Here is a 12807-nt window from a genome sequence, read left to right on the forward strand (position 1 = left end):
GTGTTGCAGTAAAAGAGATTGCACCTCTGAAGGCAGGAATTCATATCTTTATGGTCAGGATTCCTGAATATCCCAGAGTTTCCCCATATCGTGCAGAGGAATCTAAGGGTTTGATTGCCTGCTGGGAAACATCAAGACCGATACTCATCGTAAAACTTGAAGATACTGTTTATGAGATTGGGAGACCAGGATCCCTCCTCCCTATAAAAGAGTTGGAGATGAAGCCTCTCCGAGGGGCAAAAGAGGCGTTAAAGTTTCTCTCAAAGAGATTTAATATTATCTACATAACTCGAAGGGACGAGCTATCCCTTAACAGGCTCAGAAAATGGCTCTCTGAAAAAGAGTTCCCTGCTGCCCCGGTTTTTACACTTGGGGTTAAAGAAGAATCACCTGATGAAAGTAGATATATGGGAGAGAAGATTGATGAATTTAAAGAACAGGGCTGGAAGGCGATAAGGATTGGAATCGGCGGTAGTGCTGCAGATGCCGAAGCCTTTCTGGAGGCTGGCATGAGGGCAATCATAATTGCTGATAAATATACCGATCTTCCCGAAGGAGTGGAAAGGGTAGAGAGATGGGAGGATATATTACCTGTTATGACCTCACCACAAGAACGGGGCAGGGGGAGTGTCCGATAACCCTTTCTGTCACACTTCCCATAAGCAGTCTCTTGGGACCTGTCCGACCATGGCTACCCATAAAGATGACATCAGCATTTTCCTTTTTTGCAAGTTCTACTATCACTTTATAGGTCTCGCCTTCCCTTACAAAGGTCTCTGACTTTATATTCGATGCCTCTGCCTTTTTCTTCACATCCTCGACGATGCCCTTTGCTTTTTTAACCATCTCTTCAACCAGACCTGGGGCTTGAGCCATAAATTCATCTGTCACATCAACTACCGAGATGACCATCAAATCTCCTTCATAGGATTTTGCAAATTCTATTGCCCTTTCTGTTGTTGCCTTGCTGTACTTTGAGCCATCAGTGGCAATGAGGATGTTTCTCCATCCAATGGTGGTATCCTTTGGCACAACCAAGACATCCCTATGGGTATAGCCTATGACCCTTGCTGTTACACTCCCCACAAGAGTGCTTTCAATCAGGCGCATTCCCCGGCTACCCATTACTATAAGGTCACAGTTTTCACCATCTGCTGTATCAATAATCCTTTCATAAGCATCTCCTTCTTCAAGGGATGTCATTATTAAGGCGCCTTCTGACTTTGCTATCTCCATAGCCTCAGAAAGCATCTTCTCTCCAGGTTTTCTTAAGGCATTCTTTACACCACGAACCCAGAGCTCCATCTCTCCCTCATAGGCTGGTATCACTGAGATCACCTTTATCCAGCATTTCTCAGTATTTGCAAGTTTTATTGCCTGCCTCAGGGCATTTTTACTGGATTCTGAGCCATCAAAGGCAACAAGGATCTTTCTATACTTTCCCAAAACTTGGTGCCTCCACGACCTTCATCTTCTTTTTAGCCTTCCACATACTACCAAGAATAATAACCGCTCCAACTATTAATGCAATACACATGGATATGAAACTTGCCTTTGTTAAGATATCTATAGTCTCCTTATTTATAGATAAAACACCGAGTTCTGTCAAGTATTTCGGGATTGCAAGCCCTCTACTTACCGCAACGATCAGCATGATGATGCCCATGACAACCTTTATCATGTGTTCCTTGACATAGGTTGTTCCGATTGCACCGAGCTGGACTCCTAACAGGGAGCCTGCAAGGATGATCAATGTCAATCTTATATCGATCATTCCATTCAATGCCCACTTAACAGAACCTCCAAATCCCATAACAAAGGCTATAACAAGTTCTGTAGCACTTGCGACGAGGCTCGATGCACCTACTACATAAATCATACCAGGGACACCGATAAATCCACCAACCGCAATGGTTGCTGCAAGCATACCTGTTGCAAAACCCACTGGAATCGTGAGCCAGAGGGATATCCTGACATTGGCTGTCTTGAAATATATCATAGGAGGGATATTAATCTTCTGGAGTTTAAGAGCCAGTTTAGAGGGCTTCTCTTCACCACCTGACTTTGTGATCTTCCATGCATCATAAAATACATATCCACCAACAGTAATAAGCACAACAACAAAGGCAAGGCTGACATAGAGGTTAGAACCCGCCTGTCCCCATTTTGAGAGGATATACTCCTGTATCCTGATTCCGAGCTGAACACCAATAGTTGCTGAAGCTGCCATTACCAAGCCGAGTTTTATATCAACCTGCCCATACTTAAATCGTTTATATGCACCGACCAATGCCTTTGGGAACTTATGGCACATGTTACTCGCAACCGCAACTGTACCTGGAACACCAAGACTCATCATACCAGGTGTAAGGACAAAAGCCCCTCCAGAACCTATGAACCCACTGACCATACCGCCGATGAATCCTACAATAAACAAAAAGAGAAAGGTTAATAGATTCAAGTCAATAAATTTTAATGCCTCCTGAGTTACATCGTTCATCTTTCATTTCCTCCTATTATTTTTTATTTTTTCTTCTTAACCGCTTCAATACCCAAACATGACAGAAGATAACTGGCAAATGCACCATGCACAAATGAGAAGATAAACACAGTGATTATCGGCAGTGCTGCATACCAGCCACCACGGGTAAAATAATCCGTAACAGTATTTTGATTGATAAATACCGCTATATAAAGTCCTATTGAAAAGATTCCCCAGAATATCGCCTTGAAATATGGCTTTTTCCGTGGATTTCCATGACCTTCAGCCATCATCTTCCTCCTCTAAATTTAGTTTAGCGTTCTTAGTGACGAGTTCGGGGTATTTAAACTCCTAACTCCGAACCAAGAACTCCGAACTATTACCTTTACGTTCCAACAATAACCAGTGGACATTTCAACCCTTCCCATGCCCTTGAAAGTACTCTATCCTCCTTGCAGTCAATATTTAGGATATCTGATGATTCAATGACCACAAATTGAACATCCCTCCTTTTCTCTGTGTGATTGATAATCGCTTCCTTTATACATCCACTCCCCTGAATTATCTCATAAGGAATTTTTTCCTTTTTGAGTTCATCTTGAAAATGTTCCAGTAGACCGAGTATCTCACTGCCTTTGGTAACATAAAGGATTTCAAGTCCTGCATCTATCCTCTTGCAGATGTTAAGGGCATATCTGAATGATTTTCTATCAGATCCTCTTCCAGTTAATGTGAGCAGTATCTTTTTCCTTCCTTTCAGGATGTCTCTTGCTGTTTCGAATTCCCCTGCCTCAGCGAAGGCAGTGGCAGACATTATATCTTCAAAGTTTTTCATCAGCTTTTTCATATCATCCCTCTCGTGCGAAGGAAATCACTATTGATTCCCTTAACGATAAAGGTTATTACCTTTCTATTCCAGGTGCCCTTAACTCTTTGCGAATCCTCTTGGTCGGTGATATACGGTCTATCTTTCTGGGCCTCTCTTCTTCCCTCATGATCTCTCTTGCTGTCTCGGCCTCTCCTGCTTCTGCAAAGGCAACAGCCGTAAAGATATCCTCTAATCTCTTTTTTAGTCCTTTCATTATTTACACCCCCTTTACCCCGTTAGAATGCCCCGCTGCTTGCAGCGGGGATGAAAATAATTTTCCTTTTTGAGCGAACACGGGGTTAATGCCCCCTGTGAGCCCCGTTTAGAAATTTAAAACTTCTAACGGGGTGAGCCCTCCCGTTAGAAGGCGGAGTCTTCTAACGGGGTTTACTGCTTTATTTCCATACACCAGAGATTCTGAAAATGCATACATTACACTATTTTTAATTATCAATATCCATGCCAGAAACAAAAAGTACTGCAACCGTGCAGATTTATTATATTTTTTTGCGGGACACTGCTGGGATATAAATGCATGATTGTTGCATTTTGCAATTGTGTTAAAAATGATGGAGGAAATCAAATCTTAGTAGAACTCGGAAGACCTTATAATTCTTAATAATTCTTAACCAAGAACTCTAAACTTTGCGCTTGCGATTGGGTGTTGCACTTCGATGGCTGAATATTGCATTCTGCAACACGTCTGGAATCATCTCTGTTGATATGGAGTATGTTTGCTCAATCAAAAAGGGGACTGTCCCAGAATTACGGACGGAGCGTAGCGGAGTCCCCTCACTTGTCATTGCGAGGGACGGAGTCCCGAAGCAATCTCGTCCGTTCGGGGCAGGCTCCGATTCGGGACTGTCCCCAGAAAACCATATTTGCTTTCTCAGAGATAAATTGTTATATTTGTATCGGGGAGTAATGGTGGATAGGTTTAGAATTTGGTGTAAAAAATGAGTATCTTTAAGAAATCAGATGAAAAACTCCAGACTGCAACGATAGAAGAATTGCGGCAAATGATTGCTTCAGCCAAGATGCCTCCTTATGTCCAGCAGATCGCCGATAAGGAACTGGAGCTGTTATCCAAGATAAGCCCTACGGTTGCCGAATATACGATAGGACTTACTTACATTGACTATCTTGTTAGCCTCCCATGGAATAAAAAGACAGAAGATAATCTGAACCTTGAAAGGGCTGAAAGGATTCTGAATGAGAGACATTATGGTTTACATAAGATTAAGGAAAGAATTCTGGAGCATTTAGCTGTAAAGATATTGATGACGACCAAAAAACCCCGCATACTGGTGGTAGATGATGAGGAAATTGCTATAAGAAATTTAGAGCATATATTGAAAAAAGAGGACTATAGTATAGTCACGGCAGCCAGTGGTGTTGAGGCCATCAAGAAATTGGAGACCTCTGATTTTGATGTAGTCCTTACTGACCTCAGGATGGAAAAGGTTCATGGAATTGATGTCCTTGAAAAGGCAAAGAGCAAATACCCAGATACACAGGTTATTATGATTACAGGCTACGCCTCTATAGATTCTGCCATAGAGTCTATAAAAAAAGGAGCATTCCATTATATTGCGAAGCCTTTTAATCTCGATGAAGTGCGATTGACTGTCAAACAGGCGATCGAGAAAAAATTATCAATCAGATCCACAAAGGGATCTGTTCTCTGTTTTGCAGGACCTCCAGGGACAGGAAAGACTTCACTCGGGAAATCTATTGCAGAGGCCTTGGGGAGAAAATTTGCGAGGATTTCACTGGGGGGGATGAAGGATGAGGCTGAAATCAGGGGTCATAGAAGGACATATGCAGGCGCAATGCCAGGACGTATTATTGAGGAAATACGTCGGGCAGGGTTTGCCAATCCTGTTCTGATGCTGGATGAGGTTGACAAGATAGGGCAGGATTTTAAAGGCGACTCTGCTTCAGCCTTGCTGGAAGTGCTTGATCCTGAGCAGAATCATAGTTTCATTGACCATTACCTCGATATCCCTTTTGATCTCTCAAGCGTCATGTTTATCGTAACTGCCAATATTGCTGATAATATTCAGGAGCCCCTCAGAGACCGCATGGAAGTCATCGAATTCTCAGGCTATACAGAAGATGAAAAAACAAAGATCGCTTTGCAGTATCTGGTTCCCAAGCAAATTCACGAAAAAGGCTTATCGGACTATCCACCCGAGTTTGTTGTTGAGTCCATATCTAAAATCATTCAGGAATATACCCGAGAGGCTGGGATAAGAGACCTTGAAAGACAGATCGCTACCGTCTGTCGAAAAATAGCCTCTGAGTTTGTTCATCATAGGGAGGCGATTCAAAATATAAAGGTGACGCCAGAGTTAATAGAAAGATACCTTGGACCAAGAAAATATTACTTTGAGGTGGCAGATGAAAAAAACCGTGTTGGTGTTGTAACGGGTCTGGTATGGACGGAGGTAGGGGGTGATATCATTTTTGTTGAGGCAGCGAGGATGAAAGGAGACGGAGAACTCATCCTGACCGGCTCTCTTGGGAATGTAATGCGTGAGTCTGCTCAGGCGGCATTAAGTTATATAAGGAGCAATGCTACCTCCTTCAATATTCCTGAGGATTTCTTCGATCTTCAGGATATACATATCCATGTCCCTGCTGGAGCTATTCCGAAAGACGGGCCCTCTGCTGGTGCCACTATTGCAACTGCCCTCATCTCACTTTTAATCGGACATCCTGCGAGGAGGGATGTGGCTGTATCTGGAGAATTAACCTTGAGTGGAAGAATTCTTCCTGTAGGTGGGATTAAAGAAAAGCTGCTCGCTGCACGAAGGGCAGGGGTAAAGGTCGTAGTCTTACCCCTCAAGAATAAGGTAGATATAGAAAATCTTCGTGAGGATGTTAAAAGGGGCTTAGAAATTCACCTCGCAGATAAGATCGAAGAAATTGCAAATATAGCTCTCCTCCCTCCTGTATTAAAGGATTGAAGCGATAAGGAGTAAGCTTAATCCTTAATCCTTACCCCTTAATCCTGTATTAATGTTGCATTTTGCAAATATTTTAGTTAATATTAAGACATGCCTCTATTTAAATATAAACCCAGTCTCAGCAAGAAAGTCGGTTATGCTTACTATATATGTCTTTACTTAATAGTAGGTGTGGCTGTTTTAAACTATTTCGACCTGAAATCAGTAGAAAATACAATTATCCTAAGCGATGTGATCTCAGAGTTCTCTGATACAACCCTTGAGATAAGGCGATTTGAAAAAAACTACTTTCTCTACAGGCAAAAAGATGACTATCTTGAAAATCTTCGATTTCTCAAAAAGGCAGAAGACATTATAAAGAAGAAGAGGGAAGCCTTTGAAGGGCTTGTATCTGTTAACAGGATCTCTAATCTTGAGGCTACTCTTCAAGAGTATAAGAATCTTATAGTGAAATATGCTTCCCTTGATATAACAGGCAACTCTATTGAGGCTCTTAAATTAGAAAGAACTATAAGGGAGAAGGGAAGGGAAATTATCTTGTTCGCGGAAAATCTATCAGCAATAGCACGAAATAATACCCAAGCATTTGTATTATCTTCTCAATGGACCCTTATTATCTCTATTGTTTTCCTATGTATCATTGGCTGTCTTGTAGGTCAACTGCTGTCCCGGATGGTTATGAAGCCTTTAAAGATGCTTGAAGAGAGTATGAAACAGGTTGCCAATGGAAGGTTTAATTCTATTTCTATTACAACCACTGACAGTGAGATTATATCTTTAAACAGGGCATTTAACAGGACGCTGAAGGAGTTAGAATTGAGGCAGATGAAGTTTAGTGTTCAATCAGGGAAACTCGCATCTCTGGGTACAATGACATCGGGTATTGCTCATCAGCTTAATAATCCCCTTTCCAATATATCAACTTCCTGTCAGATATTACTTGAAGAACTTGAAGATCAGGACATCAGATATAAAAAAGAACTACTGCAGCAAATAGAAGAACAGGTAGAGAGGGCAAAGACCATGGTTCATTCTCTCCTCGAATTTTCGAGAAAGAAAGAATTTAAAAGAGATACGCTTCTTCTTAGTGATTTGATAGAGAATATACTCAGACTTATACGGGGAGATATCCCTACAAAGGTTGAGATTAAAGTAGATATTCCAAAAGATATATGTCTAATTGCAGATAGACAGATGATAGAAGGGGCTTTTTTAAACATCATAAAAAATGGCATTGAAGCGATACCTGACGAAGGTATGGTATCGATTTCTGCTAATAAAGACATTGAAACTAAAACCATAGATATAAGGATTCGAGATACAGGGCTCGGAATAGAGCCCGAATGTCTCGAAAAGATATTTGACCCATTCTATACAACAAAGAGCGACGAGAAAGGGACAGGACTTGGATTATTTGTCGCCCGTGAAATCATCAAAGAGCATGAAGGCCTCATAGAGATAGATAGCACGATAGATCAAGGAACAACCTTCACGATAAAACTTCCCCTAAAGGAGCTTTGATTTATGGAACAAAAGGCAAGGATATTGATTGTTGATGATGAACAAATCGCGCTTAGAAATTTAGAGCATATTATGAAAAAAGAGGGATATACGGTTGTAGGCACTCAGAGTGGCCCAAATGCCCTGAAACTGATTGAAGAGCATGTGTTTGATGTTGTACTTACGGATTTGAAGATGGAGAAGGTTGATGGGATGCAGATATTGAAAAGATGCAAGGAGTTCTACCCCGACACAGAGGTAATAATGATAACAGGATATGCAACCATCCAGTCTGCCATCCAGGCGATGAAACAGGGTGCCTATGACTATATAGCAAAGCCCTTTAAACTCGATGAGGTAAGGAAGGTCGTCAAAGAAGCGGTGGAGAAGGTAAGGCTCAAAAAAGAAAATGCTCAGTTGAGGGAACAAATCGAAAAGTATCAGGGCAAGGTTAAGATAATCACACAGGATGCCAATATGCAGAGGATTCTTGAGACATCGAGGCAGATAGCGCCTACAGACTGCAATATTGTCCTCACAGGGGAAAGTGGCACAGGAAAGGAGTTACTTGCAAAGTATATACATTTCAATAGTAAAAGGGCAGAGGGTCCATTTTTTGCTATAAACTGTGGTGCATTCACAGAGGAGTTGCTATCGAATGAGCTATTCGGTCATGAAAAAGGGGCATTCACTGGCGCAACCGCAATGAAAAAAGGCTTGATAGAGATGGCGTCAGGAGGAACGCTATTTTTAGATGAGATAATAGAGATGCCTCCATCCATGCAAGTGAAACTTTTAAGGGTTATTCAGGAAAAGGAGGTTTTAAGGGTTGGAGGTACGGAGCCAGTAAAGGTGGATGTGAGGTTCATAGCAGCAACAAATCGTGATATTCAGGATGCAATAAAGAATGGCTCGTTCAGACAAGACCTTTATTTCAGATTGAATGTTGTCTCACTCCATATCCCTCCACTGTCAGAAAGACGGGATGATATCCCTTTGCTAAGTTATTACTTTTTGAAAAAATATGCAGTCTTTATGAAAAAAGATATAACAGAGATATCCCAGGATGTTATGGCCATATTAATGAATTATGATTTTCCCGGAAATGTGAGGGAGCTTGAGAATATCATTGAAAGGGGTGTTGCCCTCTCAAATGGGAATACTATAGAGGTTGCCTATCTTCCTGAAGATCTTAAAGAACTGAGTATAAGGACCTTTAGAAAAAAGGAAGGTAAGATACCTTCCCTCGAAGAGCAGGAGGAGACTTACATAAAGTGGGTCTTAAGGGAAGTCGGTGGCAACAAGACCCTCGCAGCACAGATACTTGGAATTGATAGGGTATCCCTCTGGAGAAAGTTGAAAAAATATGGGTTGGAAGGAGAGTAAACCCCGTTAGAATTTCACACGGGGCATTCTAACGGGGTAAATCACTTTACACTTCGAGAATCTGGAGGGTAGATTGTTTTGCTATGAGATTGAAATGTTTATCAGAATGCATAAGTATGCATTTGTAATACATTGCAACTGCTGATATTATCACATCCACCATTGGTACATTAACACCGCTTTTTCTGAACTTATATGCGATCTTCCATGCCACTTCCCAAATATTGGAATTTACAGCAAGTTGAGGAAGCGCAAGGAGATCCCGGTATAGCATGTTATATTCTTTATCTGAGTTAGCACCTCTTAAAATCTCCATAATTATTATCTCTGTTGTAAAAACTCTGTCTTCCAGTATTAAAGAAGTCACACGCTCTTTTAGAGATGTATCCAGCCCTCGAAAACATTTAACCCATATAGATGTATCAACAAGAAACCCCTCAACGGTCTGCATTTATTTTCCTATCTTCTCTGAATTTCTCAACATCCCTTAAAATAATATCTATTGGTGAGGTTCCGAACAAACTTATAAGATGTTCTATTCTTTTTCTCCTTATAAGTTCTTTAAGTGACAGGTTTATAAGTTCCTTTTTAGTCTTAACAGCAGTAAGTTTTTTTGCCTCTTCTATAAGGTTATCATCTATGTCTATGGTAGCCCTCATTTAGCACCTCCTTTATACATACTATAAAACAAATTTTTGTGCATGTCAAGTGCATAATATTCATTGCAACAATCGTCAATGAAAGGATTGGATAGGAATATTGATATATTCAAAAATTGGAATTTGTGATATAATCTAAAACATGAAAAAGATTAACGAGATCTGTGAGAGATATAACATTGCCTTATGCTACATCTTTGGCTCACAGGCAGAGACAGGAAAGGCACTTATAGATGGCAAATGTGTAGAATTAACAGACACTGAATCTGATATAGATTTTGCTGTGCTTTTCAAAAAGCCTCCTGATAACACTTTAAAGACATATGCGATTATTAGCCTTGAGCTTCAGGAACTTGTGGCTCCTTTCAGGGCAGACCTTCTTTTCCTTCATGAAGTAGACCATCTAATCCAGCTTGAGGCTATTAAAGGAATCTGTATCTATTCGATAACTGATGAATTCAGGGAGGCATATGAGGAAAAGGTGGTGATGCTTGCATCAGATGAATTAGAGATATTCAAACTCAATGAAAAGGATATGTTTGAGGCAATAGAGAATGGTTATTTCGAATTTGAATATAAAGCTGATAGAGGATAGGCTTGGCTTCCTTAATGAAGCTGTAGCCAGATTAAAGAGGCTCTCCCTTTATAGCGAAGAAGACTTTCTTAAAGACGATAACCCCGCCATAGCAGAAAGCTATTTGAGACGCTCCTTAGAGGCGGTTTTTGACATCGGAAGGCATATAATTGCAAAGACAGCGGGGAAAGGCATTGTTGAGTATAAGGAAATAGCAAGGACACTTGGCGATAAAGGAGTCGTAAGCAGAGATTGCTCAAACGCTCTTGTCCTGATGGCAGGATACAGAAACCGCCTAATCCATTTTTATCACCAGGTAGAAGATAAAGAACTATATACCATCTTAAAAGAAAACCTTACCGATATTGAAAGGTTTATAAAGGAGATAAGAAATTTTATCACGGCGCTAAAGAAGGCATAGTATCTCTATGTCTTCACAACCAGCACAGAGCACCCTGCATGTCCGATAACCCGTGATGTCACACTCCCCATTAAGAGCCTCATAATCCCTGTCCTGCCATGGCTGCCCATTACAATTATATTAACATCCTTTTGTTTTGCAGTATTGACTATTACCTCGTATGGCTCGCCTTCATCTACTATGGCTTCTGCCTTGATTCCTTCTGCTTCAGCCCGCTTTTTCATATCCTCAACCAGCGCCTTGAATTGTTTCACTAACCTCTCAGTCAGTCCAGGTGACTCTATCTCAAATTCTTCAGTCACATCAATTGCAGAGACAATTATTATAGTACCATCAGATTCCTTTGCCAACTTTATTGCCTCATTCATTGCTGCTTCGCTGTATCTCGAACCATCTGTTGCTACAAGTATCCTTTTATACATAATTAGTGTCCTCCTGCAGTTAAGATGCCTGATGCTGCAAGCAAAAGTACAGCAATCTCTAATATTGCTATTACAAGATAGGGGGTATCTTTCTTATGGACGAATATTGGAATTATCCTCAGATAGCATATAATTGTCATACCTGCAAGCACAGCAACACCAAGGAAATTCAACATATCCCCATTATTTAGAAGACCAACCCAACTCCATCCTGTAGGCGAGTTGGTCTGATAGATATATTCGGCTATCCTCAGTTTCCAGTAAACCTGAATCCTGTCAAAATCAACAACATTAGGCAGTATTCCGCTTATATAGACAATAAATGTGATTAAAAGCAGACCGAGCCCTGCAATTGCACCCTTGCCGAGAAGATTGGCATATACTAACTGTTCTTCGGATGCCTTTGTTCTGTTTTCCATGAGATTCCTCCCAATTTTCTAAAAATTCAAAAATCAAAACCTGTCCTGACGACAGGTCAGGATTAAGGATTCATTAATTTTACATTTTGCATTTTGATATTTGCATTATTTTCATGTCCATATTCCAAGACCCTTTAATAAGGCCCTGGCACCGGATAAGAACAAAACTCCTATAACCATCCACTTGATAGCCTTTGGTTTTGCCATTGCAAGAATCTTTACACCTATCCTTGAACCGAGCATGACCCCAATAATGGATGGCACAACCATTACAGGAAGAACCGCACCTTTATTTATAAATATCCAGGCTGCTGATGTATCCGTGATTGAAAGCAGAAAAACGCTTGATGCAACAGAAATCTTTAAGGGTGCACCCATGAGGAGGTTCAATACGGGCACATTTGCCCATCCAGCACCAAGACCGAACATGCCTGCCATAACACCAATTATGACAAACAGTAATAATGCCAGAGGCGTTCTGTGGACATGCCACTCTATGTCCTTGCCGAGAGATTCTTCACGATATACACCCATTATTCCCAACGCAGTTGAAAGCTTATCCGGTTTCGGCACAGATGGGAAGTCTGATTTTCTGGCTGAGAGCAATATAAAGACTATCCCTATTATAGTTATGCCGAGAAGTGTCTGAACAACATTTGTCGGAAGTGCAAGCCCTATCAGTGCACCCACGATAGATGCCGGAGATGCAATAAGAGCCATGGGCATAGCCAGCCTCAGGCTTGCGAGGTTTCTTCTCAGAAGACCCGGTCCGGCAGCCAGCGCTGTAGATAATGCAACCAACAAACCTGTTGCCCTGACAAAATCAAGATGAAAGGGGAAAAATCCACTCACAATAGGCACATAGAGGACACCCCCTCCAACACCACCGAGAACTGCTACAATACCAAGCACAAAAGTAAAAACAAACAGTCCCAATGGCCATACCCACCACGGAGTTTGTGAAACTGAAGAAGCTATCTCCATCCTTTTCTCCTCCTTTATAATGTTGGTAGACAACGGACTTTATGTCCGTTGAATTTTTCTAAATCAACGAGGATAAACCTCGTTGTCTACCAAATCAACGAGGATAAACCTCGTTGTCTA

At 41.2% G+C, this 12807-nt stretch carries 16 protein-coding genes; 6 read left to right on the plus strand and 10 right to left on the minus strand.

The features are described from left to right. Positions 1-638, plus strand: a 638-nt coding sequence (locus AB1488_01000) for a hypothetical protein (GenBank protein MEW6408677.1), incomplete at its 5' end; no start/stop codon positions are given. Here the strand turns inward: AB1488_01000 and AB1488_01005 are convergent. The 5 genes from AB1488_01005 to AB1488_01025 all read right to left on the minus strand — a co-directional run bounded on the left by AB1488_01005 (position 595) and on the right by AB1488_01025 (position 3564). Then, positions 595-1446: a universal stress protein gene (locus AB1488_01005; GenBank protein ID MEW6408678.1), complete on the minus strand. Its 852-nt coding sequence runs from the start codon at positions 1444-1446 to the stop codon at positions 595-597. The two genes, AB1488_01000 and AB1488_01005, sit on opposite strands and share 44 nt — an antisense overlap. Continuing rightward, positions 1433-2500 (minus strand): sulfite exporter TauE/SafE family protein, encoded by a 1068-nt coding sequence (locus AB1488_01010; protein ID MEW6408679.1) that lies wholly within the window; start codon positions 2498-2500, stop codon positions 1433-1435. Before AB1488_01010 ends, AB1488_01005 begins: the two co-directional genes overlap by 14 nt. A 23-nt stretch (positions 2501-2523) precedes the next feature. Beyond that, positions 2524-2775, minus strand: coding sequence for a hypothetical protein (locus AB1488_01015; protein MEW6408680.1), 252 nt, complete (start codon positions 2773-2775; stop codon positions 2524-2526). Positions 2776-2867: 92 nt separating this feature from the next. Then, positions 2868-3329: a universal stress protein gene (locus AB1488_01020; GenBank protein MEW6408681.1), complete on the minus strand. Its 462-nt coding sequence runs from the start codon at positions 3327-3329 to the stop codon at positions 2868-2870. A 55-nt stretch (positions 3330-3384) separates the two neighbouring features. Further along, complete coding sequence (locus AB1488_01025) at positions 3385-3564, minus strand: hypothetical protein (GenBank protein MEW6408682.1); 180 nt, start codon at positions 3562-3564, stop codon at positions 3385-3387. A gap of 742 nt (positions 3565-4306) precedes the next feature. On the opposite strand from AB1488_01025, the gene lon reads away from it, so the two are divergent. The 3 genes from lon (at position 4307) to AB1488_01040 (ending at position 9208) form a co-directional block, all read left to right on the plus strand. Continuing rightward, on the plus strand, positions 4307-6322 hold the full coding sequence (gene lon / locus AB1488_01030) for an endopeptidase La (protein ID MEW6408683.1): 2016 nt from the start codon (positions 4307-4309) through the stop codon (positions 6320-6322). A gap of 90 nt (positions 6323-6412) precedes the next feature. Further along, entirely contained in the window at positions 6413-7843 is a 1431-nt protein-coding gene (locus tag AB1488_01035) for a HAMP domain-containing sensor histidine kinase (GenBank protein ID MEW6408684.1), read from the plus strand. Positions 7844-7846: 3 nt separating this feature from the next. After that, on the plus strand, positions 7847-9208 hold the full coding sequence (locus tag AB1488_01040; protein MEW6408685.1) for a sigma-54 dependent transcriptional regulator: 1362 nt from the start codon (positions 7847-7849) through the stop codon (positions 9206-9208). 46 nt (positions 9209-9254) lie between these two features. Here the strand turns inward: AB1488_01040 and AB1488_01045 are convergent, their stop codons facing one another. Further along, positions 9255-9659: a PIN domain nuclease gene (locus AB1488_01045; protein ID MEW6408686.1), complete on the minus strand. Its 405-nt coding sequence runs from the start codon at positions 9657-9659 to the stop codon at positions 9255-9257. Further along, positions 9646-9867, minus strand: coding sequence for a type II toxin-antitoxin system VapB family antitoxin (locus tag AB1488_01050; GenBank protein ID MEW6408687.1), 222 nt, complete (start codon positions 9865-9867; stop codon positions 9646-9648). The genes AB1488_01045 and AB1488_01050 overlap by 14 nt, the downstream gene beginning before the upstream one ends. 142 nt (positions 9868-10009) lie before the next feature. Here AB1488_01050 and AB1488_01055 point away from each other — a divergent pair, with 142 nt between their 5' ends. Next, positions 10010-10462: a nucleotidyltransferase domain-containing protein gene (locus AB1488_01055; protein MEW6408688.1), complete on the plus strand. Its 453-nt coding sequence runs from the start codon at positions 10010-10012 to the stop codon at positions 10460-10462. Then, the gene (locus AB1488_01060; GenBank protein ID MEW6408689.1) at positions 10422-10862 is read left to right on the plus strand and encodes a DUF86 domain-containing protein; all 441 of its coding nucleotides are present in this window, start codon (positions 10422-10424) and stop codon (positions 10860-10862) included. Before AB1488_01055 ends, AB1488_01060 begins: the two co-directional genes overlap by 41 nt. Before the next feature lie 5 nt (positions 10863-10867). On the opposite strand, the gene AB1488_01065 is transcribed toward AB1488_01060, so the two are convergent. The 3 genes from AB1488_01065 to AB1488_01075 all read right to left on the minus strand — a co-directional run bounded on the left by AB1488_01065 (position 10868) and on the right by AB1488_01075 (position 12687). Further along, entirely contained in the window at positions 10868-11284 is a 417-nt protein-coding gene (locus tag AB1488_01065; GenBank protein ID MEW6408690.1) for a universal stress protein, read from the minus strand. 2 nt (positions 11285-11286) lie between these two features. Further along, positions 11287-11703 carry a DUF1634 domain-containing protein gene (locus AB1488_01070; protein ID MEW6408691.1) on the minus strand — a complete coding sequence of 139 codons (417 nt, stop codon included), beginning with the start codon at positions 11701-11703 and terminating at the stop codon, positions 11287-11289. Between the two features lie 111 nt (positions 11704-11814). After that, complete coding sequence (locus tag AB1488_01075) at positions 11815-12687, minus strand: sulfite exporter TauE/SafE family protein (protein ID MEW6408692.1); 873 nt, start codon at positions 12685-12687, stop codon at positions 11815-11817. Between the last annotated feature and the right edge of the window lie 120 nt (positions 12688-12807).

The sequence above is a fragment of the Nitrospirota bacterium genome (assembly GCA_040756155.1).
GTDB lineage: Bacteria > Nitrospirota > Thermodesulfovibrionia > JACRGW01 > JBFLZU01 > JBFLZU01.